The organism is Rhizobium sp. CSW-27, from assembly GCF_018760785.1.
GTDB lineage: Bacteria > Pseudomonadota > Alphaproteobacteria > Rhizobiales > Rhizobiaceae > Neorhizobium.
The window spans coordinates 107286-131465 of record NZ_JAHHZO010000004.1; the positions used below are offsets into that span (position 1 = coordinate 107286).

26 protein-coding genes are annotated in these 24180 nt (G+C 64.0%); 12 read left to right on the forward strand and 14 right to left on the reverse strand.

Translation table 11 applies throughout. The features are described 5' to 3' along the window. Positions 1-63 precede the first annotated feature (63 nt). The 4 genes from thrS to KLP42_RS09480 all read right to left on the reverse strand — a co-directional run bounded on the left by thrS (position 64) and on the right by KLP42_RS09480 (position 3500). Positions 64-2085 carry a threonine--tRNA ligase gene (thrS, locus tag KLP42_RS09465; RefSeq protein ID WP_215566104.1) on the reverse strand — a complete coding sequence of 674 codons (2022 nt, stop codon included), beginning with the start codon at positions 2083-2085 and terminating at the stop codon, positions 64-66. Positions 2086-2223: 138 nt separating this feature from the next. Then, positions 2224-2649, reverse strand: coding sequence for a DUF2267 domain-containing protein (locus tag KLP42_RS09470; protein WP_215566106.1), 426 nt, complete (start codon positions 2647-2649; stop codon positions 2224-2226). 2 nt (positions 2650-2651) lie between these two features. Next, positions 2652-3053, reverse strand: coding sequence for a membrane protein insertion efficiency factor YidD (gene yidD, locus KLP42_RS09475; RefSeq protein ID WP_215566108.1), 402 nt, complete (start codon positions 3051-3053; stop codon positions 2652-2654). 3 nt (positions 3054-3056) lie between these two features. Further along, positions 3057-3500, reverse strand: coding sequence for an iron-sulfur cluster assembly scaffold protein (locus KLP42_RS09480; protein ID WP_215566109.1), 444 nt, complete (start codon positions 3498-3500; stop codon positions 3057-3059). Positions 3501-3809: 309 nt separating this feature from the next. Between KLP42_RS09480 and folE the strand changes: the two genes are divergently transcribed. The 3 genes from folE (at position 3810) to KLP42_RS09495 (ending at position 5977) form a co-directional block, all read left to right on the forward strand. Beyond that, positions 3810-4418 (forward strand): GTP cyclohydrolase I FolE, encoded by a 609-nt coding sequence (gene folE / locus KLP42_RS09485; RefSeq protein WP_215566111.1) that lies wholly within the window; start codon positions 3810-3812, stop codon positions 4416-4418. 31 nt (positions 4419-4449) lie between these two features. Further along, on the forward strand, positions 4450-4908 hold the full coding sequence (gene hisI / locus KLP42_RS09490; protein ID WP_215566113.1) for a phosphoribosyl-AMP cyclohydrolase: 459 nt from the start codon (positions 4450-4452) through the stop codon (positions 4906-4908). 112 nt (positions 4909-5020) lie between these two features. Then, the gene (locus KLP42_RS09495) at positions 5021-5977 is read left to right on the forward strand and encodes a patatin-like phospholipase family protein (protein ID WP_215566115.1); all 957 of its coding nucleotides are present in this window, start codon (positions 5021-5023) and stop codon (positions 5975-5977) included. A 20-nt stretch (positions 5978-5997) separates the two neighbouring features. Here KLP42_RS09495 and KLP42_RS09500 read toward each other — a convergent pair whose 3' ends face one another. Together KLP42_RS09500 and KLP42_RS09505 are read right to left on the reverse strand one after the other, a co-directional pair. Continuing rightward, positions 5998-6432, reverse strand: coding sequence for a CBS domain-containing protein (locus KLP42_RS09500; RefSeq protein ID WP_215566117.1), 435 nt, complete (start codon positions 6430-6432; stop codon positions 5998-6000). A gap of 130 nt (positions 6433-6562) precedes the next feature. Continuing rightward, the gene (locus KLP42_RS09505; protein WP_215566755.1) at positions 6563-7288 is read right to left on the reverse strand and encodes a rhomboid family intramembrane serine protease; all 726 of its coding nucleotides are present in this window, start codon (positions 7286-7288) and stop codon (positions 6563-6565) included. A gap of 382 nt (positions 7289-7670) precedes the next feature. Between KLP42_RS09505 and KLP42_RS09510 the strand changes: the two genes are divergently transcribed. The 5 genes from KLP42_RS09510 to KLP42_RS09530 all read left to right on the forward strand — a co-directional run bounded on the left by KLP42_RS09510 (position 7671) and on the right by KLP42_RS09530 (position 13679). Next, positions 7671-9596, forward strand: coding sequence for an acid phosphatase (locus KLP42_RS09510; protein WP_215566119.1), 1926 nt, complete (start codon positions 7671-7673; stop codon positions 9594-9596). 176 nt (positions 9597-9772) lie between these two features. Then, positions 9773-10378: a PilZ domain-containing protein gene (locus tag KLP42_RS09515; RefSeq protein ID WP_215566121.1), complete on the forward strand. Its 606-nt coding sequence runs from the start codon at positions 9773-9775 to the stop codon at positions 10376-10378. Positions 10379-10878: 500 nt separating this feature from the next. Next, positions 10879-11487, forward strand: coding sequence for a transglutaminase-like cysteine peptidase (locus tag KLP42_RS09520; RefSeq protein ID WP_215566126.1), 609 nt, complete (start codon positions 10879-10881; stop codon positions 11485-11487). A gap of 455 nt (positions 11488-11942) precedes the next feature. Beyond that, positions 11943-13322 carry a D-alanyl-D-alanine carboxypeptidase gene (locus KLP42_RS09525; RefSeq protein ID WP_215566756.1) on the forward strand — a complete coding sequence of 460 codons (1380 nt, stop codon included), beginning with the start codon at positions 11943-11945 and terminating at the stop codon, positions 13320-13322. An 87-nt stretch (positions 13323-13409) separates the two neighbouring features. Continuing rightward, positions 13410-13679: a hypothetical protein gene (locus tag KLP42_RS09530; protein WP_215566127.1), complete on the forward strand. Its 270-nt coding sequence runs from the start codon at positions 13410-13412 to the stop codon at positions 13677-13679. A gap of 132 nt (positions 13680-13811) precedes the next feature. Here KLP42_RS09530 and KLP42_RS09535 read toward each other — a convergent pair whose 3' ends face one another. Both KLP42_RS09535 and KLP42_RS09540 read right to left on the reverse strand, forming a co-directional pair. Beyond that, a complete protein-coding gene (locus KLP42_RS09535) occupies positions 13812-14249 on the reverse strand; it encodes a DUF1489 family protein (RefSeq protein WP_215566129.1) in 438 nt (145 codons plus the stop codon). Between the two features lie 63 nt (positions 14250-14312). Beyond that, a complete protein-coding gene (locus KLP42_RS09540) occupies positions 14313-15710 on the reverse strand; it encodes an L-serine ammonia-lyase (RefSeq protein WP_215566131.1) in 1398 nt (465 codons plus the stop codon). A gap of 527 nt (positions 15711-16237) precedes the next feature. Here KLP42_RS09540 and KLP42_RS09545 point away from each other — a divergent pair. Beyond that, positions 16238-16930: a DUF599 domain-containing protein gene (locus tag KLP42_RS09545; protein ID WP_215566133.1), complete on the forward strand. Its 693-nt coding sequence runs from the start codon at positions 16238-16240 to the stop codon at positions 16928-16930. A gap of 23 nt (positions 16931-16953) precedes the next feature. After that, positions 16954-17946 carry an acetyltransferase domain-containing protein gene (locus tag KLP42_RS09550; RefSeq protein WP_215566758.1) on the forward strand — a complete coding sequence of 331 codons (993 nt, stop codon included), beginning with the start codon at positions 16954-16956 and terminating at the stop codon, positions 17944-17946. 30 nt (positions 17947-17976) lie between these two features. On the opposite strand, the gene KLP42_RS09555 is transcribed toward KLP42_RS09550, so the two are convergent. Both KLP42_RS09555 and mgtE read right to left on the reverse strand, forming a co-directional pair. Next, a complete protein-coding gene (locus KLP42_RS09555; protein WP_215566135.1) occupies positions 17977-18378 on the reverse strand; it encodes a MerR family transcriptional regulator in 402 nt (133 codons plus the stop codon). Positions 18379-18470: 92 nt separating this feature from the next. After that, positions 18471-19886, reverse strand: coding sequence for a magnesium transporter (gene mgtE, locus KLP42_RS09560; protein ID WP_215566137.1), 1416 nt, complete (start codon positions 19884-19886; stop codon positions 18471-18473). A gap of 192 nt (positions 19887-20078) precedes the next feature. Here mgtE and KLP42_RS09565 point away from each other — a divergent pair, with 192 nt between their 5' ends. Further along, on the forward strand, positions 20079-20573 hold the full coding sequence (locus KLP42_RS09565) for a peptide deformylase (protein ID WP_215566139.1): 495 nt from the start codon (positions 20079-20081) through the stop codon (positions 20571-20573). Between the two features lie 109 nt (positions 20574-20682). After that, positions 20683-21180 (forward strand): BON domain-containing protein, encoded by a 498-nt coding sequence (locus tag KLP42_RS09570; RefSeq protein ID WP_215566141.1) that lies wholly within the window; start codon positions 20683-20685, stop codon positions 21178-21180. A gap of 15 nt (positions 21181-21195) precedes the next feature. Here the strand turns inward: KLP42_RS09570 and KLP42_RS09575 are convergent, their stop codons facing one another. Genes KLP42_RS09575 through KLP42_RS09590 form a run of 4 tightly spaced genes read right to left on the reverse strand, consistent with a single transcriptional unit; the run spans position 21196 to position 24083 of the window. Beyond that, positions 21196-21624, reverse strand: a complete 429-nt coding sequence (locus tag KLP42_RS09575; RefSeq protein ID WP_215566143.1) for an OsmC family protein — start codon at positions 21622-21624, stop codon at positions 21196-21198. A gap of 40 nt (positions 21625-21664) precedes the next feature. Next, positions 21665-22741, reverse strand: a complete 1077-nt coding sequence (locus KLP42_RS09580; RefSeq protein WP_215566144.1) for an alpha-hydroxy acid oxidase — start codon at positions 22739-22741, stop codon at positions 21665-21667. After that, positions 22738-23397: a tetratricopeptide repeat protein gene (locus tag KLP42_RS09585; RefSeq protein WP_215566146.1), complete on the reverse strand. Its 660-nt coding sequence runs from the start codon at positions 23395-23397 to the stop codon at positions 22738-22740. Before KLP42_RS09585 ends, KLP42_RS09580 begins: the two co-directional genes overlap by 4 nt. After that, on the reverse strand, positions 23397-24083 hold the full coding sequence (locus tag KLP42_RS09590; RefSeq protein WP_215566148.1) for a Fe2+-dependent dioxygenase: 687 nt from the start codon (positions 24081-24083) through the stop codon (positions 23397-23399). The genes KLP42_RS09585 and KLP42_RS09590 overlap by 1 nt, the downstream gene beginning before the upstream one ends. Positions 24084-24180: the final 97 nt, after the last annotated feature.

Here is a 24180-nt window from a genome sequence, read left to right on the forward strand (position 1 = left end):
TGCATGTTCATGACAGGATGCTGACAGACCCGGCCCTGCAGGGGGCCGGGGCTGCCTTCCGCATCACTCCGCAGCGACCCTGCGCAGCGCCTGGCGGCGCTTGACGTCCGGCGGGGTTGCCTCGTCCGTCAGCGACGCCACGGCATCGGCAAGCGACATCGGGGTCTGCGCCTGCGACCCCAGGCGGCGGATGTTGACCGTGCGGTTTTCGGCTTCCTGGCGACCGCAGACGATGATGACCGGCACCTTGGTCACCGAATGCTCGCGGATCTTGTAGTTGATCTTCTCGTTGCGGAAATCCTCCTCAACGATCAGGCCCGCATCCCGCAGCGTCTGCACCACTTCGCGGCCATAATCATCGGCATCCGAAGTGATCGTCGCAACAACCACCTGCAGCGGCGCAAACCACAGCGGCATGTGACCGGCAAAGTTCTCGATCAGGATGCCGAGGAAACGCTCCATCGAACCGCAGATGGCGCGATGGATCATCACCGGCTGCTTCTTGTCGGAGTTCTGGTCGATGTAAAACGCGCCGAACCGTTCCGGCAGGTTGAAGTCCACCTGCGTGGTGCCGCACTGCCATTCACGGCCAATGGCATCCTTCAGCGTGTATTCGAACTTCGGACCGTAGAAAGCGCCCTCGCCGGGCAGGATCCCGGTCTTGATGCGACCGCCGGACTGTTCCTCGATGGTCTTCAGAACCTGCATCATCACGCTTTCGGCGCGATCCCACAGTTCATCGGAACCGACGCGCTTGTCCGGGCGGGTGGAAAGCTTCACCACAACCTCGTGGAAGCCGAAATCCTCATAGACCGAGAGAATCAGGTCGTTGATGCGCAGGCATTCCGCCGCCATCTGCTCTTCCGTGCAGAAGACATGCGCATCGTCCTGGGTGAAGCCGCGCACGCGCATCAAGCCATGCAGCGCGCCGGAGGCTTCGTAACGATGCACGAGGCCGAATTCCGCAAGCCGTACAGGCATTTCACGGTAAGACTTCAATCCATGCTTGAAGATCTGCACGTGACCCGGGCAGTTCATCGGCTTCAGCGCGAAGACGCGGTTATCCGCTTCCTCGTCATCCGGGTTGACGAAGGCATGGGCGGATTTCACCGCGAACATGTTCTCGTTGTACCAGCCCCAGTGACCGGAGGTCTCCCACAGCGACTTGTCGAGCACCTGCGGCGCGTTCACCTCTTCATAGGTGTTGGCAAGCCTACGGCGCATATAGGCCGTCAGCGTCTGGAACATGCGCCAGCCCTTGCCGTGCCAGAAGACGACGCCCGGACCCTCTTCCTGGAAATGGAACAGATCCATCTCGCGGCCGAGCTTGCGGTGGTCGCGCTTTTCGGCTTCCGCCAGCACGTGCAGATACTGGTCGAGCTCTTCCTGGGTGGCCCAGGCGGTGCCATAGATGCGGCTCAAGACCGGGTTGTTGCTGTCGCCACGCCAATAGGCACCGGCCACCTTCATCAGCTTGAAGGCGGTGCCGATCTGGCCGGTGGAGGCCATGTGCGGACCACGGCAGAGATCGAACCAGTCGCCTTGGCTGTAGATCTTCACGTCCTGGTCGGCCGGGATCGCATCGACCAGTTCGACCTTGAAGCGCTCGCCCTTTTCGCCGAACACCTGCTTGGCCTTGTCGCGCGACCAGACCTCCTTGATGAACGGCTTGTTGCGGCCGATGATGTCCTTCATCTTCTTTTCGATCTTCGGCAGATCGTCGGGCGTGAAGGGCCAGTCCTCGCCGCTGTCGGCATGGACGCGCTTGAAATCGTAATAGAAGCCGTTTTCGATCACCGGGCCGATGGTGACCTGCGTGCCGGGCCAAAGTTCCTGCACGGCTTCCGCCATCACATGGGCGGCGTCGTGGCGGATGAGTTCGAGCGCGCGGCCATCGGTGCGGGTGACGATCTCGATCCGGCCCTCGGTGACGGGGTCGGAGAGATCGCGCAGCTCGCCGTCGATCGCAACAGCGACCGCCTTCTTGGCCAGCGACTTGGAAATGGATTCGGCGACCGCCAGACCGGTCGTGCCGGCATCATAGGAACGGATCGAGCCATCGGGGAAAGTCAGGGAAACGGACATGGTGTGCTCCTGTCATCCAGTCCCGCCAACGAATGCGGGTGGTTTGATCTTGCCGTCGGCAGACGGCGTCCAACGCGCGCGTTGATACGCGCGAAATGCGGCGGAGTAAAGCAAGGACGCAAAGGCAAGGACTGCTTCTCAGTCCGTAAAGCCCCAGAAGGCAAGCGCGCCTTCCGGCAATTGCCGCAGCAGCGCTTCCAGCCGGGCCGCATCCACATGCCGGCGAAGGGTGCTCGTCACGTCCTCGATGGCCGTGGGCGTGGAGAGATTGTGGTTGTGCCGCAGTTGCCGGACCTCCGCCATCAGCGTCTCGCGATCGGCAAACGGACGCTGCGGCTCTGTCGTATCCCAGTCGCTGACGAAGATCGCCCGCACCACCGGCGGCAGCAGGTTGGCGAAGGCAATCGCTTCGGCAAGCGTCAGGCGGCGGCGGAAGACCTGCAGCACCGCCTGCAGCATGGTGTAGGCCTGGTGGCGGGTCTTCAGCAGCGAGATTTCCAGAAGATCGGCCATGAAGGCGTCGAAATCGCGGCCCGCGTGATGGTATTCCATGGGGATCGGCATGATCAGAGCACTTCTTCCGCGGGGCGGATGCCCGTGGCGCACCCCGTGCCGCGCGCACGATAGCGCCAGGGCGTGAACCAGCGCTGCGCGGGCAGCAGCGCCTCCGGTACGGGATCGAGCCCGGACGAACCGAACGGCCCGCAGCGTATCACCCTCAGAGCGGTCATCCAGCTGCCAAACCACAAGCCGTGCCGGGCCACGGCTTCATAACCGAATTCCGAGCAGGTCGGCAGATGCCGGCAGGAATTGCCGATGAAGCCGGACAGCGTCAACTGGTAGAGACGGATCAGACCCATGCCGACCAGACGGCCGGGCGTCTTGCGGAAGGGGCCGGTATAATTGCGCCCGCGTCTGCGCGGCCGCTCCTCCTCATCGTCCTCCAGTTGATCGCAATATTCGCACATGGTTCAGCCAACCCTTGCCACCTGCCCGGCCTCGATCTGATCGAGACAGTCGACCACCGCATCGAAGGTCAGCATGGTCGATGCATGACGGGCCTTGTAATCCTTGACCGGCTTCAGCACCCGCATTTCCTCGAAGCGTCCGTCAGGACCCTCGCCGCCTTCCTTCAGCATGGCAAGCATCGCCTCGCGGGCCGCACGCACCTCGCCGGGCGTTGCACCCACCACATGGCGCGCCATCACGGAGGAGGAAGCCTGTCCCAGCGCGCAGGCCCGCACCTGATGGGAAAAATCGCTGATGACGCCGTTCTGCATTTTTACGAACACCCGCACCTTGGAGCCGCACAGCTTCGAGTGCTTTTCCGAGCTCGCATCCGCATTGTCCATTGCGCCGGTCAGCGGAATGTTGCCGGCCAGTTCGAGGATGCGGCTGTTGTAGATGTCATCCATGCGGATCTGCCTTCATGGTGTCTGGCTCAGCGTCGCATTTCACGCCGGGCGCGCAAGGCGAACACTGTGTCAATCGCGCCCTGCTGGCGCAAGATCGGTCTGCGTTCTATATGATGGGCGAAGCGGCAGGCATCAAGACGCAATGTTTTGCCCCAAAGGCGTGCGAAAGCAGGACAGCCTGTCTTGTCAAAAAAGATCCGGCAGGTCAGATAGCCCGTAACGCTTGATCGGGGGCCAGACAGGCCAACCCGCATGCCAACCCGACAGGCTGGTCAGGTGCGGCCTTGAACCGCATCAGGAGACGATAAAATGGACGCCATCGTGAAGAATTTTCCTGCCGGCCAGAAGCAGGCTCGTCCCACCCAGCAGGAAGCGGAGGAGGCCGTGCGCCTGCTGCTGCGCTGGGCCGGTGACGATCCGACCCGCGAAGGCCTTCTCGACACGCCGAAACGCGTTGCCGCTGCCTATCGCGAGCTGTTTTCGGGCTACGAACAGACGCCGGAAGAGATCCTCGGCCGCACCTTCGAGGAGGTTGCCGGCTATGACGACATGGTTCTGGTGCGCGACATCCCCTTCTTTTCGCATTGCGAACACCATATGGTGCCGATCATCGGCAAGGCCCATGTCGCCTATCTGCCAAAGGGCCGGGTTCTCGGCCTTTCCAAGATCGCCCGCGTGGTCGATGTCTATGGCCGTCGCCTGCAGACGCAGGAAGCGATGACCGCCCAGATCGCCCAGGCGATCCAGGGCGTGCTGCAGCCGCGTGGCGTGGCGGTGATGATCGATGCGGAACACATGTGCATGTCGATGCGCGGCATCCAGAAGCAGGGTTCCACCACGCTCACCACCACCTTTACCGGCGCGTTTCAGGATAATGCCGCGGAACAGGCCCGCTTCCTCACCATGATCCGGCGGTAACCGCCGCATTTTCGGACGGACAGGATATTTCATGACCATCGATTTTCCCGCAGCGCCCGAAGACAAGGTGGCGCTGGAAGGCGCTGGCCCCTTCACGCCGCGCTTTGACGAGGCCGGCCTGGTGACAGCCGTGGTGACCGATGCGCGCGACGGCGCGCTGCTGATGCTGGCGCACATGAACCGCGAGGCCCTGGCGCTGACGCTTGAAACCGGCATCGCCCATTATTACAGCCGCTCGCGCGGCAAGATCTGGAAGAAGGGCGAGACCTCCGGCAACCTGCAGAAGGTGGTGGAGGTTCTGACCGACTGCGACCAGGACGCCGTACAGCTGAAGGTCGCCGTCGCCGGCCATGATGCGAGCTGCCACACCGGGCGGCGTTCGTGCTTTTATCGCACCGTGCGGCTTCAGGACGGGGCTCCCCTTCTTGAAGTCGCGGACGAACAGCGACATTTTGATCCGCAGGCCGTCTATGGCGAAGGCGCTCACTGAACAGTCAGTTGCCCAGGCATTTGGCGAGCGGTCGAAACATCAACGGTTTCTAAACCGGAACGGGCGCTAGATACCGGTTCGGGAGACGTTCAGCCGCAGGAGCGGGCATCACATGCTGAACTGGAGTTGGAACAGGAGCGAGCCGCAACTGGCGCAGACGGAGGCCGGCTCCGCTGTGCCGGCAGCCCCGAAGCAGGTGGCAACGCCGCCGCGCCGGGCCAAGCTGGCACTGGCGCTGGGCGGTGGCGCGGCGCGCGGCTGGGCACATATCGGCGTTCTGAGGGCGCTGGAAGAGGCGGATATCGAGGTCGGCATGATTGCCGGCACCTCCATCGGCGCCCTTGTCGGCGGCTGCTACCTGGCCGGCAAGCTCGATGAGCTGGAGGCCTTTGCCCGCTCGCTTACCATGCGGCGCATTGCCGGCCTTCTCGATCTCACCATCGGCGGCGGCGGCCTGTTCGGCGGCATGCGTCTCACCAAGCGCATGCAGGAGGATCTGGAAGACATCGCCATCGAGGATCTCGACCGCCCCTTCGTCGCCGTCTCGACCGAACTCAATACCGGCCATGAGGTGTGGATCACCAATGGCTCGCTGATCACCGGCATGCGCGCCTCCTATGCGCTGCCCGGCATTTTCGAACCGGTGAAATGCAACAATCGCACGCTGGTGGATGGCGCGCTGGTCAATCCGGTGCCGACCTCCGTCTGCCGGGCCTACGAGCAGCCGCTCGTCGTGGCGGTCAACCTCAACTACGATATCTTCGGTCGCTCTGCAGTCGTCAAGCACAGCGCCAGCGTCCAGCCCATCGTGCAGGGCCAGCATACGCGGGTGCGCGAGGCCAATATTGGCATGACGGGCGTGATGGTGCAGGCCTTCAACATCATTCAGGAGCGCATTTCGCGCGCCCGCCTTGCCGGCGACCCGCCGGACCTTGCCCTGCATCCGCGCCTCAGCGATATCGGCCTCTCGGAGTTTCACCGGGCCGGCGAGACCATTGATCGCGGATATCAGGAAGCGCGCGCCCGCATCGCGGAACTGAAGCGCATGCAGGAAGTCTTTGCCAGCTGAGGCGCGCGCCCTGAAGATCCCTAGCCGGCGATATAGGCCAGCATCTGCTCGCTCTCGGCCTCCACCTCGCGGATGCGTGCCTTGACGATGTCACCGATCGAAATGATGCCGACGAGCTTGCCGCCGTCCTCGACCGGCACGTGACGGAAACGGCCGCTGCTCATCACTTCCATCAGTTCGTTGAGTGTCGTCTCCTCGCGGCAGCGGGTGACGCTGGTTGTCATAGCCGATGAGACCGGCGTTTCCAGCACCGCAGCGCCACCTTCCGCCACGACGCGCACAAGGTCGCGCTCGGTAAAGATGCCGGCGATGCGGCCCTCGAGGCTTGTGACCACCACAGCGCCGATGCGATTTTCATGAAGGATGGTCGCCACTTCGGCGATCGTCTTTTCGCGCGTCACGGAAATGACGTTGCGCCCCTTGGCGTCCAGCATGGTCTTGACGGAAACAGGCATTCATTCCTCCTATGGCCAGTGTCCTGGAGGCGCCGCCCCAAACTCCCACCCGAGGCCGCCCCTCCGTCAGGAGATGGTGCGCGCAGTCGTCCTGCTTTGCAACAGTCGAAATCCCTTCAGAAAGGGACGTTTAAGCACTTTCTGATTCAGACGGTAACGGATCGAACAGGCCGAACAGCAGGTAGCCGAACAGGAAGCCGCCGATATGCGCATCCCAGGCGATCGCGCCCATGTCCGAACCGACCAGCGGCAGGCCGAAGGCGATCAGCACATTGCCGAAGAACCACAGCAGCGTGAAGACCAGCACCGTGCGGTTCCGCAGAGCCGAAACGATGCCCTGGCGCGGCAGCACATGGGCATGCATGCGGCGCATGCCGCCGCCCGTCTTCGGAAAGGCGAAGCGGCAGGCTGCTCCCATCAGTGCCGAGACAACGCCCGAAGCTCCGATCAGCATGGTCTGCTGTCCCCAGTTGAGCGCCGCATGAAAAAAGGCCGAGGCCGCCGCGGCGGTGATCCAGAAGGCGACATAGCGGGCCGCGCCGATGCGGCGCACCACCGGCGCCCCGAAGGCGGTCAGCCAAAGGGCGTTGAACACGATGTGCTCCATGCTGCCATGCAGCAGCGAATAGGTCACCGGCGTCCACAGCCATTCGAACCCCTGCTGGCTCAGCGGATAGACATAGCGCAGCGGCGTGAAGGCCAGTTCGAACAGCACGAGGCTGCGCGCATCCTCGTTCAGCAGGTATGCGTCGACGAGATAGAGCAGCACGAGAATGGCGAGCGTCACCGTCAGCGGCGTCGGCAGGTTGAACAGGGGCTGCGATGGCGGACGCCAGCGGGGCGGCTCTGCCTGCATGCCGTGTGCCCCGCCTTCCTCGACGATCGCGCCCGGGCGCGGCGGCTCGCCCTGCGGCGATGTGTGACGGGAATCATCCATGAGCCTGTCCTTTTCCTGCGATGGTCAGACATACATGAGGCGCGGAAGGGCGCAAACCCGGCCGTCATCACAAGGCAGTGGGCGAGACCGGCTGAAATCCGCAAAAAATCGATCGACTGTCAGAAAACTGTCGCAAGCCTCTTCTAATCGGCATGCCGCAGCGCACAACAAAGCGAAGGAGACAATCGCCCCCGTGTTGACGCCTTCGGTAGCGCCCGCATTATTTCGGCATCCTGACGAATAAAAACCACTCCCCTCACCCGACACATGCCCCCTGCAGCTCCAGGAAGGACCAAGCCCCATGAACCGCCGCGTTCTCTTGTCCCTCACCACCAGCCTCCTGCTGGCAAGCGCGTTGACCCCGGCCCATGCCGAATCCATCGCCCTTCCCGCAGCACCCGCCGGCCTCGGCCATGCCGATAGTGCGCCGCCGCCCGCCGGCGTTCCGGCCTATGTCGATTTCGGCGCCACCAACCAGCGCGGCGATGCCTGCCATGCCACGCTTCAAACCAATGCCGGCGTACGCCTGCTCTCCGGCTTCCTCGATCTGTGGACCCCGCGCACGCCCTTCGTCGATGCCGAGCAGGATGCGCCGGCCAAGGACGGCTGCCCTGCCGTCACGAAATCCGACTGGGACGGCCTGCCGCGCAGCGCCACCGACGGCACCATGAAGCATCCGGAGGTGCACGCCGCCAATCTCGATTACGTCATCCGCACCACCACCGCCAACACGCCGGATGACGATCTGGAAGCCTATCTGGACGACCGGCGCGGCAAGAATGTCAGCATCAGCGACGGCCTCGGCCCGCTCGCCGCCGCCTGGCGCAAGGGCGTACAGCAGACGACGACGATCACCGAGATGCCGGCCGACGCGACGACCGTCAAATATGACGACAAGGGCAACAACCGCGGCGTCGGAAGCGCCAAGGGCAATGCCGAAATGGGCAAGGCCGTCGATCTGGTGGAGGCCGGCAGCGCCGACGGCTCCACCGAGCCCGCGAAGCGGTATTTCAAATATGCCCGTCCCTATCGCTGGAGCGACAAGGTGCGCGTGGTGCCGCAGCTCGTGCCGGCCAAGAGCAGCAAGCCGGCAGGCGACGGCGGCTTCCCCAGCGGCCACACCGCCGAGGCCTGGCGCGATGCCCTTGTCATGGCCTATCTGGTGCCGCAGCGTTATCAGGAGATGATCACCCGCGCCGTGCGCATGGGCGAAAACCGCATTCATGCCGGCATGCACCAGCCGTTTGACGTGATCGGCGGCCGCATGCAGGCGCTGGCCGTCGTCTCCTACAACCTCAACCGCTCCGACTATGCCACCCTGAAGCAGGAGGCCTATCAGCAGACGCAGAGCTTCCTGCAGAAGGAAACCGGCTCCACCGGCTTCGCCGATCTGATGCGGCTTGCCCATTCGGCGCCGGCCACCGCAGACCGCTTTGCCGACCGTGTGGAAAACGCCGCCTTTGTTGCGCCGCGCTTCAGCTATGGACTGCCGACCATCAGCGAGACGGGTCTGCCGGCGGTGGTGCCGAAGGGCGCGGAGGTGCTGCTTGAAACACGCCTGCCCTATCTCTCCGCCGAACAGCGCCGCGTGGTGCTGAAAAGCACGGCGCTCGCCTCCGGCTTCCCGATCATGAGCGACATGGAAGGCTGGGGTCGCCTCAATCTGTTCGCCGCAGCCGACGGCTATGGCGCCTTCGACGGCGATGTGACGGTGGCCATGAATGCGGCAAGCGGCGGCTTCAACGCTGCTGACACCTGGCGCAACGACATTTCCGGCGCCGGCAGACTGACCAAGCAGGGCAGCGGCCAGCTGACGCTGTCCGGCAACAACAGCTTTGCCGGGGGCGTCGTCGTGGAGGCTGGCGAACTGGTGGCCGCCTCGCCGACCGCCTTCGGCAAGGGCGACCTCTATGTGTCGGGCGGTCGGGCCGTCATCGGGGACAAGGACCTCTGGCTGGGTGGCAATCTCACCATCCGCAAAACCGGCGGGCTCGCCATCACCCTTTCCGGCAAGCAGGACGGCGTGACGGCCGCCAAGTCCGTAACCATCGAGGGCGGCACCCTCAGCCTCGCTCTGGCGAAGGGATACAAGCCGACCGCGGGCGACGAGATCACCCTGATCCGCGGCGCAGCCCTCACCGGCAGGTTCGATCAGATCACGCTTGACGGCTTCAAGCTGACGCCGGTCTACAACGCCGACCGTCTTTCGGTCCGCATCGACGGCTGAGCGAAACCGCTGCCCGACATCCGCTTCTGCGACGGCCCGCCCCTGGCGGGCCGTTCGCCGTTGCCCGACCACACAGCATTGCACAGCCGCGCAAAGATCTGGCACATCGCACAGAACCATATCTTAACACGTGACGGCCTATTTTCGGGGAGGTGATGCAACCACGAAAGTCAGAGATGTTTTCCGCCCAGAACGCCCCGGCAACGGCACAGGTCACGCCGCAGCGCCAGTTCCAGCGTGTCTCGGTCAACATGCCGGGCCGGCTGATGCTGGCCAGCCACGATGAATATCCTTGCACGGCAACGGAAATGTCACCGGGCGATGTCGTTCTGACCTGCGTGGGAACCCCGGCCCAGGCCGAGCGCGTCATCGCCTATCTGGATCATCTCGGCCGCATCGAAGGCCATGTCCTGCAACTGACGCATGACGGCTTCGTCATGTCGATCAACGCCACCGAACGCAAGCGTGAAAAGCTCGCCGCGCAACTCACCTGGCTCGCCAACCGCCATGAACTGGGCCTTGCCGAGGATCGCCGGCATGACCGCCTGACGCCGCGCATCACGCGGGTGGAACTCACGCTTGCCGATGGTACGCGCTATCCCTGCCGGTTGGTGGATCTGTCGCTGTCCGGCGCAGCGCTCGACATCGACGTGCGCCCGCCGATCGGCACGGCCGTTTCGCTCAACCATCTGCGCGGACGCGTGGTGCGCCACTTTGCCGAGGGCGTCGCCGTCGAATTCGCCAGCGTTCAGACCCGCGAAAGCCTGCGCAGCTTCTTCTGAACCGGATTGTCCGCTTGGTGGACGAGAGGCGGCGGATCGCATCCGCCGCTTTTGTGCATTGCCCCTCCGATATCCAGGCGGCCACGACAAAAATTCCCGCGTCGAAACATTTTTTTGGTCCGGACAAGGCAACGCAGAAGCCGTTTCGCAACCGCTTTTCATGCCTCTCGTGCCCGGCCGGCAGAGGCTCCGGCCTCCTCTTGTGACGCCATCGTCACGCTGCGCCTGCCCGCCACCTGCCGGAACCTTGCCGGCCCGCTCGGCGAAAAACCATCCGGAATCAGCACCCTGCCGGTCGATCCATCGGATTTCCGGAAAATTTGCGGCGTATTCGAATCAAGTTTTCGACGAAATCGTCGCCGTTTTTACGATTATTCGAGGCGAATTTTCCGCGTTTTCGACCTGCATTCGAATAAAACAAGCAGTTGTTTTTACTACGCAATTTCGCGGTCGATCAAACCGGACATGCCATTGTTCTCCCACCAAAGGAGAGAACCCGCATGTCGCACGCAAGAAGCATCGGCACTGGCCTTGCCGCCCTGTGCCTCACGATTCTGTCCACGCAGTCCGCCTTCGGCTTTGCCGCCAGCATGCGCATCACGGGCAAGGCCAATCCGCCGATCGGCCACTATGAATTCTGTCAGTCGCATCAGAGCGAATGCGTCGAGACCTCGGGCGATCTCGGCCCGATGATCCTTACAGAGGAAAGCTGGCGCAAGATCCTCGACGTCAACTATACCGTCAACACCTCGATCCAGCCCATGACGGACCAGGAAATCTACGGCGTCGAGGAGCGCTGGGACTATCCCCGCACCGTCGGCGACTGCGAGGACTTCGCGCTGCTGAAACGCAAGATGCTGATCGAGCAAGGTTTCGATCCATCCGACCTGCTGATGACCGTCGTGCTGCAGCCGAATGGCGAAGGTCATGCGGTGCTGACAGTGCGCACCGATCGCGGCGATTTCATCCTGGACAACATGCGCAACCGCGTGATGCTCTGGTCGGAGACCGAATACACCTATCTCAAGCGACAGTCGGCGGACGATCCCGGCAAGTGGGTTCGTCTGCAGGACGGGCGCGCCACCGCCGTCAGCAGCGTGCGCCGCTAAAGGCCGGACTCATTGATCAGTCTTTGGCCGGTCGCGCCAGACCTGCCGACTTCCTCGACGCCGCGGCCCCACCGGGCCGCGTTTTCGTTGCCGGCCTTGCGTCCGGAACTCTCGCCCTTCCATCCAATGCCGCGGAAAAATCCTCTGGCTCCTTATTGATGCCGCCTTCGGCACGCATGTGGCGAACCGCTTTGCTCCGGTTCGCGCCATCGAAGGGTAAATTGCCGGCAAAAATCGTAACTTGCCGTTCATCATAAACCACTTGGTAACGCTGTCGGCCTAAGGTGCGCAACACGCATACTGCCGGGATGCGCCCGGATAACGATAACATGCAATGAGTGAGTGCCGCTGTGCTGAATAAGGTCAACACAACATCCCCGTCACGGGATGGTGCCTCGATGATCACGAAAGTCGCTGGTTTAGTCGTAGTGTTCATGGTGACGCTGCTGTTTGGCATGCAGCCCGCCTCAGCCAATCCAAAATATGCAGGCATCGTCGTCGATGCGAAGACTGGCAAGGTCCTTTATAGCGAAGACGCCGATTCCCTTCGCTATCCCGCCTCGCTGACCAAGATGATGACGCTTTACCTCACCTTCGAAGCGCTTGAGGCCGGCCGTCTGACGCTGGATTCGCCGGTGCCTGTCTCCGCGCATGCCGCCTCGCAGCCGCCGTCGAAGCTCGGCGTTCGTGCCGGCGGCTCGACCACCGTCGAACAGGCCATCCTCGCGCTTGTCACGCGCTCCGCCAACGACATGGCGACGGCGCTCGGCGAACGGATCGGCGGTTCCGAGGAACGTTTTGCGCAGATGATGACCACCAAGGCGCGCGCGCTTGGCATGACGCGCACCACCTACCGCAACGCCAACGGCCTGCCGAACACCGCACAGATGACCACGGCTCGCGATCAGGCACGGCTCGGCATCGCACTGCGCCAGCACTTCCCGCAGTATTACGGCTACTTCTCCACGCGCGTCTTCAAGTTCGGCAAGCAGACCATCGGCAACCACAACCGCCTGGTTGGCACGGTTCGCGGCGTGGACGGCATCAAGACCGGCTATACGCGTGCGGCCGGCTTCAACCTTGCCACGTCTGCGGAACTCGATGGCCGCTCCATCGTCGGCGTCGTGCTCGGCGGCAGCAGTTCGGCTGCCCGCGATGCACAGATGCGCAAGCTGGTTGCCACCTATCTGCCGAAGGCATCCAAGGGTGCAACGAGCAATCTCATCGCCCAGTCGCGCAGCTTTTCGCCGCCGGCCGCCGCCTCCGTTCCGGTCCCTGTCAAGCCGGAACCCGGTCTGCGCGCTGCCGTGACCGAAGTCGTTGCCGAAGCCGAGCTGCCGACGACGGCGCCGGCGCCGACCGGCCGCCTGCCGCAGGAAAAGCTTGCCGGCGCTTCCGCCTACGCCGCCGAACCGAAGTCGCAGGGCGCTGCCGCTGCCGTGACTGCGGCAATGAGCCGTCCGGCCGTTGCCGTGCCGACGCGCGCGCCGGAACCCGCGCCGCAGGTCGCTGCCCGCGACGAGGCACCGGTCGACACCGATTCGGTCACCACCGCCTCCACCCGCGCATCCTCCTCGCCGAAGCTGCCGGATGGCTGGGTGATCCAGATCGGCGTTTCCGACAGCAAGGACCGCGCCATGGATCTGCTGGAAGGCGCAAAGGACAAGGGCGGTCATGCACTGCGCTCCGCCAAGCCCTTCGCGGTCGCCGTCAATACCGGTGGCAGCCAGCTCTACCGCGCACGCTTCGGCGGCTTCGATGACCAGAAGGCTGCCGTCAATGCCTGCAATGCCCTGAAGAAGAAGGGCGTCCAGTGCTGGGCGTCGCAACAGTAATCACCGCCGGGCCGGCTCAGCCGGCCCGGCCGGGTGGCTGAGGCCGCCCAATCCAGCCCCTCGATTGTCTTGCGTTACGAGGTCGTCATGGCGATGAATGAGAACAACATCGAGTTTCACCTGCCCGAAGGAAGCAAGGGCAAGCTGATGCAGGGTGCACTGCACCCTTTGCACGAGGCCGCGATGCGGCTCGCAGGCATGGGCATCCCCAAGCCGAAGGAGCGCACGCGCGATCTCGTCGGCATGCTGCTGTGCCACGGCGCCCGCGCCTGGCGCCACTCACAGCCGGAGGCGCAGATCCACCTGCATGTCTCCGCACGCTCCGGACGTGCCCCGATCTACATGAAGCTTCGCTGATGCAATGGACGGCAGGACGCAGATTGCGTCCTGTTGCGCTTTCAGACAGTGCCGAACGCTTGCCCCTGCGCTGACGGCAGCCTGCTTCCACCAAAGGTGCTCCGCCGCCGCTGAAACCACCGGCGGCTATCGTCAGAGCAGCCCAAGCTCGGCGAGTTCTCGCCGCAGATGCTCGGGCATTTCAGCCAGATCCTCGCCGACCGCACCGAGATCCCGCGGTACGTCTTCCTGCTTGTAATAGCGCCAGCCCTGGAATGGCCGCTTCGGTTGCGGCGCGGTTTCGATCACTTCGGGTCCCAGCACCAGATTGCAGCGGCCGATGCCGTCCGCGCCCGTGAAGGTCTGGATGTCGAGAAGCGGCTGGCGGGCCGCCACCTGCCCCTTGATGACCCAGTAGAGCGAGCCTCCGTCCAGCAGTTCATCCACCCGTTTCGGCACCATGCGCGTCGTATGGGTGGTGTGCGGCGCAAGGCCGGCGGCCATGGCGGTGATGCAGCGCTCGCTCACCCAGTCTCGAAGATCCTGGAGCGAATCGGCGCCGACGCAAAGCTTGATCAGATGAAGTGCCATGGCCTGCTTGAAGCGGTTTCGGCGGGCAAGGTCAAGACGGAACCCGTCTCGACGGGCCCGCCCTCAACATTCGACCACGTTGACGGCAAGGCCGCCGGTCGAGGTTTCCTTGTACTTCTCGCTCATGTCGTTGCCGGTCTGGCGCATGGTCTCGATGGCCGCGTCGAGCGGAACGAAATGCGTACCATCTCCCTTGATTGCCAGCGAAGCGGCGGTGACCGCCTTGACGGCGCCGAGCGCATTGCGCTCGATGCACGGCACCTGCACCAGTCCGGCCACCGGATCGCAGGTCATTCCGAGATGATGTTCCAGGGCAATCTCGGCGGCATTCTCGATCTGTTCCGGAGAGCCGCCCATCACGGCGGCAAGCCCCGCCGCCGCCATCGCGGCGGCCGAGCCCACCTCCCCCTGACAGCCGACTTCGGCGCCGGAAATCGAGGCATTGTGCTTGATGATGCCGCCGATGGCGGCCGCCGTCAGCAGGAAGGTGCGGATATCCTCCTCGTTGGCGTCCTCGTGAAAATGCAGAAAATAGCGGATGGTGGCGGGAATGACGCCGGCTGCGCCATTGGTCGGCGCGGTGACGACCCGCCCGCCGCCGGCATTCTCCTCGTTCACCGCCATGGCATAGACGCTCAGCCAGTCATTGGCGAGCAACGGGTTCAGCCGGTTGCTGCGCCACTCGTCCGTCAGCTTGTCATGGATCGCCTTGGCGCGGCGCTTCACCTTCAATCCGCCGGGCATGATGCCTTCCACCTTGAGGCCACGGTCGATGCAATTGCTCATGGCCGCCCAGATGCGGTCGAGCCCCTCGTCCAGTTCCGCGGCACTCATCTTCGTCAGTTCGTTGGCCCGCTTCATCGCGGCAATGCCGAGCCCGGACCCGCGCGCCATCTCCAGCATCTCGCGCGCCGTGGCAAAGGGATAGGGCACCTTGTCGACGGATTTCGCCCGCGCCCCCCGCATGGCCTCCAGCTCGGTGTCGGTCACCACAAAGCCGCCGCCGATGGAATAGTAGATGCGCGACAGCAGCAGTCGGCCATCGCGGTCATGGGCGGTAAAGCGCATGCCGTTGGCATGGCCTGGAAGCGTAAGCTTCCTGTCGTAGACCAGATCATCCTTCGGCTGAAAGAGATAGGCCGGATGGCCGGGCGGAGTGACCTGCCCCTGGCGCTCAACCGTTTCCAGCATCTCTTCCATCCGGTCAGGATCGACACTGTCCGGCGCCTCGCCCATCAGGCCGAGGATCACCGCCCTGCCCGTGCCGTGCCCGATGCCGGTAAACGCCAGCGAACCGTGCAGGCTGACCTTCAGATGCCGCACCGCAGCACCGGCCGGCCTTGGCCATTCGTCGGACAGGATGAGATCCAGAAAACGGTTGGCAGCCGACATCGGTCCCATGGTGTGGGAACTGGAAGGGCCGACACCGATCTTGAAGACGTCGAATACGGACAGAAACATGAGCACGCAATCCCGGAGGCTTTGAGGTCAATTCGCACGAAACCTAGCCTTGTCAAAGGCCAAAGTCAGGTGGGGGGCCGACACGGGATGGAATGGATGCGACAGGCAGCCGTCCTGCCGACGTCGCTGCTTGCCGTTGCGGGCGAGGATCGGTCGTGCCGGTCCCGTCAGATGCTTCCGAAGAGATAGGCCAGTGCGAGAATACCGGCAAAACCGGCCAGGGCCTTTACCGTCACGCCCCAGCAGGACTTCTGAATGCTGTCTTCCATGATGACTCCAATGGCGAACACCGGAAAGTGTGCGCAGAAACGCTTAACCCTATATTAATGACGTTTACATTTCGCAACTGCAAAGTGGGACTTGTTCACCACTTTTTCGCCTCAATCTGCGCAACCGGCGATATCGGCCTGCACAGTGGCATCCCGGACTTGCGCCAGACTGGCAGCGGACGGCGTCAGGGCGGCTTGTGATCCGCCTGCAATTGACGCATGACATGCCTCAGACACCGGATTCGCCGCGGACGCCAGATGACTACGCTCGATTATGTTGCCCTGCTCCTGTTTGCAATCCTCTGGATCGGCTATTCGTGGCTCACGAGTGGCGAACCCGTGCTGCCGCGGCGAAGCCTCAACCAGGCAATGGCCGAGCGTCGGCGCCAGTGGATCTACAATTCCCTGAAGCGTGACCTGAAGATGATCGACACGCAGATCATGGCGGGGCTGCAGAACGGCACGGCCTTCTTCGCCTCCACCTCGATCTTCGCCATCGGCGGCTGCTTTGCCCTGCTCGGGGCGACCGACCAGGTCGACGCGGTCTTTCGCGACCTCGCCTTCGTGGAATATAGCGGGCGGGCCGCCTTCGAGGCGAAGGTTGTAGGGTTGACGGCGCTGTTCGGCTATTCCTTCTTCAAGTTCGGCTGGTCCTACCGCCTGTTCAACTATTGCACCATCCTGTTCGGTGCGCTGCCCATGACGCAGGAGACCAATTCGGATCGGGTTGCCGCCGAACGTGCCGCCGATCAGGTGGTGCGGATGAATGTCATCGCCGCACGCCATTTCAATGCCGGCCTGCGCACGATTTTTCTGTCGATCGGCTATCTCGGCTGGTTCATCGGGCCCTATATGTTCATGGCATCCACGCTGTTCGTGATCTTCGTGCTGATCCGGCGCCAGTTCTTTTCCGAAGCGCGGCGCGCCATCATGGACCACGCCGACAACTGAGTTCAGGTTTCACCTTGTCTTCCATCGATGCCGCCTCGCCCGCCTCGGGCCCTTCCACCCGCACCCCTCGCATTGCCGTGATCGATAGCCTGCGTGGCGTGGCCCTCCTTGCGATGGCCTCCTATCACTTCACCTGGGATCTGGAATTCTTCGGCTATCTGGAATCCGGCACCGCGACGCACGGGGCCTGGAAGATCTATGCGCGAATGATCGCCGGCTCCTTCCTGTTCCTGGTCGGCATCAGCCTGATGCTGGCGCATGGCGACGGCATACGCTGGCAATCCTTCCGCAAGCGCCTGGCCATGGTCGCCGGTGCGGCGGCGCTGATCAGCATCGCCACCCGCATTGCCATGCCGCAGGAATGGATCTTCTTCGGCATCCTGCACAACATCGCCGTTTCGAGCGTGATCGGACTTGCCTTCCTGCGCCTGCCGGCGGTGCTGACGGCAGTGGTGGCGCTCTTGCTTGCCGGATTGATGATCCTCAACACCTGGCTCATGCCCGGCGTGCTTGGCTTCGAGGCGTTCGACAGCCGCCTTCTCGCCTGGATCGGTTTTGCCGACACCATGCCGCGATCCAATGATTATGTGCCGGTCTTTCCCTGGATTGCAGCGGTCCTGGGCGGCATTGCGGTTGCCGGCCTGCTGCGGGCCCATGGCGGTCTGGAACGGCTGGCGCGCCTGCAGCAGCGGCCGAATGCGCTGAGCCGTCTCGGGCGCCACAGCCTCGTTTTCTATCTCGTGCACCAGCCGGTGCTGATCGGTCTCGTCTATCTCGCGTCGCTGATCGCGCCGCCGCCGGCGCCCGACCCGCTGGAAAGCTTCACGCACAGTTGCGAGCGCTCCTGCCTTGATGACGGCAACGAGGCGGGCCTGTGCACCCGTTTCTGTGGCTGCATGCCCGACCGCCTGATTGCCCAGTCGCTGTTCCAGCCGATGCTGGAGGGCAGGCTGGACGCGGCCGGACAGGACAAGGTGCAGGCCACCGCACGCGAATGCACGATGCTCAGCCGCTGAGAATGCCGGACTTCAGAAGGCGGGGCGCGATCAGGTCCCGACGCCGATCTCGGCAAGCCGCGTCAGGCAGGCCTCCTCGACATTGTCGAGTTCGTTGAGCGTGTCGTCGATGTCCTTGCGCTTCTGGCGCAACTCGTCGCGCTTTTCGTCGATGCGCTTCATCAGAAGCTTCAGCTGACCCATCTCACCCGGCGGCTCCTTGTAGACCTGGATGATCTCGCGGATCTCGGCAATGGTGAATCCGATGCGCCGGCCGCGCAGGATTTCCTGGATCAGGCGCCGGTCGGCGGCGCGAAACAGCCGGGTGCGCCCGCGCCGTTCCGGGTGAATGAGGCCCTCGTCCTCGTAGAACCGCAGCGTGCGCGTCGACACGCCGAATTCACGGGTGAGTTCGGTAATGGTATAGTATTTTTTCACGCCAGCTTCCTGCATCACCCGCGCAACTTAATTGACTTTTACGTAACAGTCAATTTTGCGCGACAATGCGGCGACCAGGCGGGCCGCCGATGGCTGCGCACCGGCGCTCAGCCGATCGCAAACCACCAGGTGGCAAGGCCTAGGAAGGAGAAGAACCCGGTCACGTCGGTCACCGTGGTCACGAAGACGGCGGAGGACACCGCCGGATCGGCGCCGATCTTGTCGAGCAGCAGCGGGATCATGATCCCGGCAAGGGCCGCCGCCATCATATTGATCAGCATGGCCGAGGCAATCAGGCCGCCGATATTGGGATCGCGGAACCAGAGGCCCGCGGCAATGCCGATCAGAATGCCGAAAATCAGGCCGTTCAGCAGGCCGACGCCCGCCTCGCGGCGCACGACGCGCCAGGCATTGTGGATGTCGAGATTGCGGGTGGCGAGCGCACGCACCGTGACCGTCATGGTCTGCGAGGCAGCATTGCCACCCATGCCGGCCACGATCGGCATCAGAACCGCAAGCGCCACGATCTGCTGGATCGTCGCATCGAACAGGGCGATCACCGAGGCAGCCAGGATCGCCGTCAGCAGATTGACGAGCAGCCAGGGCACGCGCGAGCGCGAGATATCGATCACCGTGTCCGACAGCTCTTCGTCGCCGACCCCGCCGAGGCGCATGATGTCCTCTTCCGCCTCCTCCTGGATCACGTCGACCACGTCATCAATGGTCAGCACGCCGACGAGGCGGCCGTTGTCATCCACCACGGCGGCAGAGATCAGGTCGTACTGCTCGAAAAGCTGTGCCGCCTCCTCCTGGTCCATGTCGGCGGGAATGGGATAATTCGTCTCCCGCATCACCGCTTCGATCTTCACCTGCCGCTTGGTGCGCAGGATTCGGTCGAGGTCGACCACGCCCAGCAGCTTGAAGGTCGGATCGATGACGAAGATCTGCGTGAAGCTGTCCGGCAGATCCTCTTCCTCGCGCATGTAATCGATGGTCTGGCCAACGGTCCAGAACGGTGGGACCGCAACGAATTCCGTCTGCATGCGACGGCCGGCGGAGCTTTCCGGATAATCCAGCGCCCGGCGCAGGCGCACCCGCTCGGTAAACGGCAGTTGCGCCAGGATCTCTTCCCGGTCTTCCTGGTCGAGATCTTCCAGAATGTAGACGGCATCGTCCGAATCGAGTTCGCCAATGGCTGCGGCGATCTGCTCGTTCGGCATCTGGTCGACGATCTCGAGACGGATCGCCTCGTCAACCTCCGTCAGGGCCGTCAGGTCGAATTCGTTGCCGAGCAGGCGCACCAGGGCAAGCCGCTGGTCCGGCAGGATCGATTCGAGCAGGTCGCCCAGTTCCGATTCGTGCAGGCTCGCCACGTTCTGACGCAGGAACAGCAGGTCGCGGTCGGCAATCGCCGCGCCGACCATGGCGAGGAAATCGCTGCGAACCGAACCGTCTTCCGCGTAGATATCCTCATGCGTCTCATCGACATGATGGCGCACGCGGTCCTCTTCGATATTGGTCATGCCCGCCCTCGCCTGCACGTCTGTCGGTCGCCCTTGGCTGCCGATGGCAGAATGGCTGCGAAAAGACGAATGTCAACAATTGCATAGGACGGCCGTGCCGGAAGACTGCACGCACTGCCGACAAGCTGCTAGAACGCCCTGCGGGAACCTTCGCGCGCCCGTGTAGATCCGCAACGCCAGATGGAAGAAGCCGTGACCGTCAGACCGATCCTCCGCTATCCCGATCCTCGTCTCGCCATGCCGGCCGCCACGGTCGAACAGTTCGACTTGTCCCTGCGTCACCTGACCGACGATCTTCTGGAAACCATGCTGGCGGCCCCCGGCATCGGCATCACCGCCCCGCATGTCGGGGTTCTGCAGAGGGTTTCCGTCATCCGGCTCGAACCACACGCGCCGGTCCTCATCCACGTCAACCCGTCGGTCATCGAGGCCTCCGGACCGCTGCAGCGCTTTACCGAAGGCAGCGTCTCGATGCCGGGATTTACCGAGGAGGTGGAGCGGCCAGGCCGTATCCGCCTTCGCTACCAGGATCTCGACGGCGGCTGGCAGGAAACGGAGGCCGACGGCTTTCTCGCCACCTGCATCCAGCACGAAGTCGACCAGCTGGACGGCATTTTCTGGACGCGGCGTCTGTCGCGGCTGAAACGAGACAGGCTGCTGCGCAAATATGAGAAGCAGGCCGGCTGAGCCTCCCGGCCCTCAGCCACCCGCACACTTTTGCGCGACTGCAACCGCAGAACGCGAACCATCCGGCTTCGCCGGCGTTATGCGCCTGACAGAACATCAGGAGGCACAGATGGCGTCGAAGAAGCCGGTCAACGACATTTCCCGCGAAGAAGACTACCGCGACTACGACACCCGCAACATCGACGACGGCTGGCCGTATGCCGATCCGGCCGGTGCGGGCGCAGGCCCCGTCGACAATGCCGCCTATGGCGATCCGAGCGCGAATTTCGACCGCGAGCGCAACAAGGGATACCAGGTGGACAGTGCCGACAGCACCGGCCTGGAGGAGCCGGTGAGCGACCGCCGCACGCCCGCAACCATCGGCATGGAAGAGAGCGACGATCTGGAGGAGCGGGTAAGCGATGCGATCGATGCCCTCGACATCGTTGCAATGGAGACCATCGACGTGCGCGCCGATGGCAGCACGGTCACACTGGAGGGCGAGGTGGATGACGCAGCCACTGCCCGACGGATCGTGGCGGAGGTTCGGCGGGTGCCAGGCGTTGGCCGCGTCGTCAACGAGTTGACGTTGCTCGGCATCGACAGCCTCATTCCCGACGACGATTAAGCACCGCTTGCGGCCTCAGGCCGCCGTCGCGCTGACGGAAATCTCCGGCAGGACCGACAGCGTGTTGCTGACGGTGCAGAGCTTTTTCGCCAGCGTGACGATCTCGGCACGCTGCTCTTCGGTATAGGGGCCGGCAATGCGGATATCGGCCCGGATCGCCGCCACCCGCGACGGCCCCTCATGGGCCTTTTCGCCCGTTACATGGGCCGTCACGCTCTCGAAGCCATCGAGCAGGTGCAACTGCACCACGGCACCCTTGACGCTGAGCACGAGGCAGGCTGCCAGCGAGGCATAGAGCATGTCGAGCGGATTGAAGCCGGGGTCGGAAACGCCGGTCGTCACATCCAGCGCACCGCCCGTCTCGCTCACCAGCGAGGCATGGCCGCGCGCCGCCATGGTTGCGGTGGCGCCCGTGACGCGCGTCTTCATCTTGATCTCGACCATGTTTCGTGCCCCTTCAGCCGTCACTCGATCCGCCGCACCCTCAGGTGGCGAACAGAACCGTCTCGTCGATATCGGCGAGTCGCGGCCGGCCCGTCAATGCCATCGCCACTTCCAGCTCTGTCTGCAGGATCGTCAGCATGTGGGCGACCCCCACCATGCCGCCGACGCCGAGCGCATGCAGCACCGGCTGCCCGACAAGCACCGCCCGTGCGCCGAGCGCAAGCGCCTTGACGATATCGGTACCCCGCCGGATACCGCCATCGAGCAGCACCGGCACCCGCCCCCGGAGCCGCCTGGCAATGGCCGGCAGCGCCTCTATGGTTGCCGGAAGCGTATCCAGCGTGCGCCCGCCATGATTGGAGACGAGGATGCCATCGACGCCGAGGCCGACGGCCTCATCGGCATCATCCGGATTGAGAATACCCTTGAGAAGCAGCGGCAGCCGGGTCTGTTCCCTGAGCCAGGCGATATCCTCCCAGCGGGCGGCGTGATCCAGCATGCCGCGAAACACCGGGCTGCCGGCCCCCGTCACAGGCTCGGTGGCGATCATGTCCGCCATGTTGACGGCGCTGACATGCGGCGGGAGCACAAAGCCGGCACGCTGTTCGACGTTGCGGATACCGGTGACCGGCGCATCGACGGTCACGACGAGCGCCCGATAGCCGGCCGCTTCGGCGCGCCGCACCAGCGCCAGCGTTTCGTCCCGCCGCGGCCTGAGATAGAGCTGGAACCACAGACACGCACCGCCAGGCGCTGCCACCTCCTCCAGCGACAGGCTGGCCTGCTGGGAGACCACCATCGGCGTGCGCGTCAGGCGCGCCGCCTCCACCGTTGCCCGTTCGCCCTGCGCATGCACAAGCCGGTGATAGGCGGTCGGCGCGATCAGGATCGGATAGGGCATGTCCTGGCCGAACAGGGAGAGCGCCGCACTTGCACCGCGCATGTCGACAAGGCTGCGCGGCATCAGCCGCAGGCGATCGAAGGCGGCCCGGTTGGCCCGCTGCGTCAGTCCATCGGCAGCGGGACCGGTGACATAACCGGCAACACCCGGTGCCGCACGCGCCCGGAAGTGCCGCTCGTAATCGGCCAGCGATACCGTGTCCTCCGGCACGATCACGGCACGGTCTCCCGGCCGGCCCGGCCAGCCAGGGCGCGGGCACGCACGGCCATTGCCCGCAGGCGGGGGTCGGGATGGTCAAGAAGAAGACCGGCCATATGCCGGTGAAAATCCTCGAAACCGGTCTCCAGCGCCTTGTCCATGAGCGGCAGAGCGCGCGCCACCTCGCCGCCTTCGACCAGCAGACGGGCGGCATTGAAGGCCGCCCAGCAATCGCCGGCCTCCGCCCCGGCCTCGAAGAACTGCCGTGCCGCCACACGCGAGCGCGGCACACCGCGTCCCTCTTCGTGAAACAGGCCCAGCATGTTGAGCGCCTTTGCGAGGCCCTTGCGCGCGGCCTGCGCATAGAGCGCATAGGCGACGGTGTCGTCCTGCTCGACGCCTTCGCCGCGACAATAGAGATCGGCGAGATTGAAAAGCGCCCAGACATCCCCGCCATCCGCCGCCCGGCGGAAATAGGCGGCGGCGCTGCGCGCATCGGCGACCGTACCCCAGCCGCGCTCATAGGCCCGGCCCAGCATGTTCAGCGCGCGCGGCTCGCCGCTGCGGGCAGCGGACCGCAGCCAGTCGAGCGCCGTCGATGCCTCACCCCGATCGAGATACATCTGGGCCAGCGCCAGCTGAGCCTCGACGACCTGTGGCATCTCGCCCGGCATCAGAGTTCCGCCCAGCGCCGCAGCAGATTGTGATAGTGGCTGACGAGGCCGAGCACGGCCGGATTCTCGTCGCCGAGTTCGGCCCGGATCGCGATGATCGACACATCGAGATCGTAGAGCATGGCACGCAGGCCATCATCCTTGATCATCGATTGCGCCCAGAAGAAACTGGCCCAGCGGCTGCCCCGCGTCACCGGCATCACCCTGTGCAGGCTGGAGGCGGGATAGACGACCATGTGACCGGCCGGCAGCTTCACCGCATGCGTGCCAAAGGTGTCCTCGATCACCAGTTCGCCGCCCTCATAATCCCCGGGATCGGACAGAAAGATCGTGGTCGAGACATCGGCGCGCAGGCGCATGCCGCCGGTGCCCGGCACCGTTCGGATGGAATTGTCGACATGCGCACCAAAGGTCATGCCGACATCGTAACGGTTGAACATCGGCGGCAGCACGCGCAGTGGCAGTGCCGCGGAATTATAGGTGGGGTTGCGGCCGAGCGCCTGCAGGATGAGATCGCCCAGCGCCACCGCCTCGGCGCTTTCCGCCGGGATCTGCAGGTTGTTCTTTGCCTTCGCCGCCTGGTCGCCGGCCGTTACCCGGCCATCCACCCACTGCGACGCCTCCAGAACGGCACGGCAGTGGCGCACCTCATCGGCGGTGAGAACATCCGGTACCTGAATGAGCATGGTCTTCTCGCATGCCGTCCGCGGACGGCCTCTTCAAGGAACAAAAACGGTTCGCGCCATGCGCCGTCTGCACGGCGCATGGCTGTTTCTCCATCCT

What these genes read in the sequence shown, in the direction of transcription:
- thrS (WP_215566104.1), bottom strand. Translation starts at nt 2,085, where the DNA reads ATGTCCGTTTCCCTGACTTTCCCCGATGGCTCGATCCGTTCCTATGAT.
- KLP42_RS09470 (WP_215566106.1), bottom strand. Translation starts at nt 2,649, where the DNA reads ATGCCGATCCCCATGGAATACCATCACGCGGGCCGCGATTTCGACGCC.
- yidD (WP_215566108.1), bottom strand. Translation starts at nt 3,053, where the DNA reads ATGTGCGAATATTGCGATCAACTGGAGGACGATGAGGAGGAGCGGCCG.
- KLP42_RS09480 (WP_215566109.1), bottom strand. Translation starts at nt 3,500, where the DNA reads ATGGATGACATCTACAACAGCCGCATCCTCGAACTGGCCGGCAACATT.
- folE (WP_215566111.1), top strand. Translation starts at nt 3,810, where the DNA reads ATGGACGCCATCGTGAAGAATTTTCCTGCCGGCCAGAAGCAGGCTCGT.
- hisI (WP_215566113.1), top strand. Translation starts at nt 4,450, where the DNA reads ATGACCATCGATTTTCCCGCAGCGCCCGAAGACAAGGTGGCGCTGGAA.
- KLP42_RS09495 (WP_215566115.1), top strand. Translation starts at nt 5,021, where the DNA reads ATGCTGAACTGGAGTTGGAACAGGAGCGAGCCGCAACTGGCGCAGACG.
- KLP42_RS09500 (WP_215566117.1), bottom strand. Translation starts at nt 6,432, where the DNA reads ATGCCTGTTTCCGTCAAGACCATGCTGGACGCCAAGGGGCGCAACGTC.
- KLP42_RS09505 (WP_215566755.1), bottom strand. Translation starts at nt 7,288, where the DNA reads ATGCAGGCAGAGCCGCCCCGCTGGCGTCCGCCATCGCAGCCCCTGTTC.
- KLP42_RS09510 (WP_215566119.1), top strand. Translation starts at nt 7,671, where the DNA reads ATGAACCGCCGCGTTCTCTTGTCCCTCACCACCAGCCTCCTGCTGGCA.
- KLP42_RS09515 (WP_215566121.1), top strand. Translation starts at nt 9,773, where the DNA reads ATGTTTTCCGCCCAGAACGCCCCGGCAACGGCACAGGTCACGCCGCAG.
- KLP42_RS09520 (WP_215566126.1), top strand. Translation starts at nt 10,879, where the DNA reads ATGTCGCACGCAAGAAGCATCGGCACTGGCCTTGCCGCCCTGTGCCTC.
- KLP42_RS09525 (WP_215566756.1), top strand. Translation starts at nt 11,943, where the DNA reads ATGCAGCCCGCCTCAGCCAATCCAAAATATGCAGGCATCGTCGTCGAT.
- KLP42_RS09530 (WP_215566127.1), top strand. Translation starts at nt 13,410, where the DNA reads ATGGCGATGAATGAGAACAACATCGAGTTTCACCTGCCCGAAGGAAGC.
- KLP42_RS09535 (WP_215566129.1), bottom strand. Translation starts at nt 14,249, where the DNA reads ATGGCACTTCATCTGATCAAGCTTTGCGTCGGCGCCGATTCGCTCCAG.
- KLP42_RS09540 (WP_215566131.1), bottom strand. Translation starts at nt 15,710, where the DNA reads ATGTTTCTGTCCGTATTCGACGTCTTCAAGATCGGTGTCGGCCCTTCC.
- KLP42_RS09545 (WP_215566133.1), top strand. Translation starts at nt 16,238, where the DNA reads ATGACTACGCTCGATTATGTTGCCCTGCTCCTGTTTGCAATCCTCTGG.
- KLP42_RS09555 (WP_215566135.1), bottom strand. Translation starts at nt 18,378, where the DNA reads ATGCAGGAAGCTGGCGTGAAAAAATACTATACCATTACCGAACTCACC.
- mgtE (WP_215566137.1), bottom strand. Translation starts at nt 19,886, where the DNA reads ATGACCAATATCGAAGAGGACCGCGTGCGCCATCATGTCGATGAGACG.
- KLP42_RS09570 (WP_215566141.1), top strand. Translation starts at nt 20,683, where the DNA reads ATGGCGTCGAAGAAGCCGGTCAACGACATTTCCCGCGAAGAAGACTAC.
- KLP42_RS09575 (WP_215566143.1), bottom strand. Translation starts at nt 21,624, where the DNA reads ATGGTCGAGATCAAGATGAAGACGCGCGTCACGGGCGCCACCGCAACC.
- KLP42_RS09585 (WP_215566146.1), bottom strand. Translation starts at nt 23,397, where the DNA reads ATGCCGGGCGAGATGCCACAGGTCGTCGAGGCTCAGCTGGCGCTGGCC.
- KLP42_RS09590 (WP_215566148.1), bottom strand. Translation starts at nt 24,083, where the DNA reads ATGCTCATTCAGGTACCGGATGTTCTCACCGCCGATGAGGTGCGCCAC.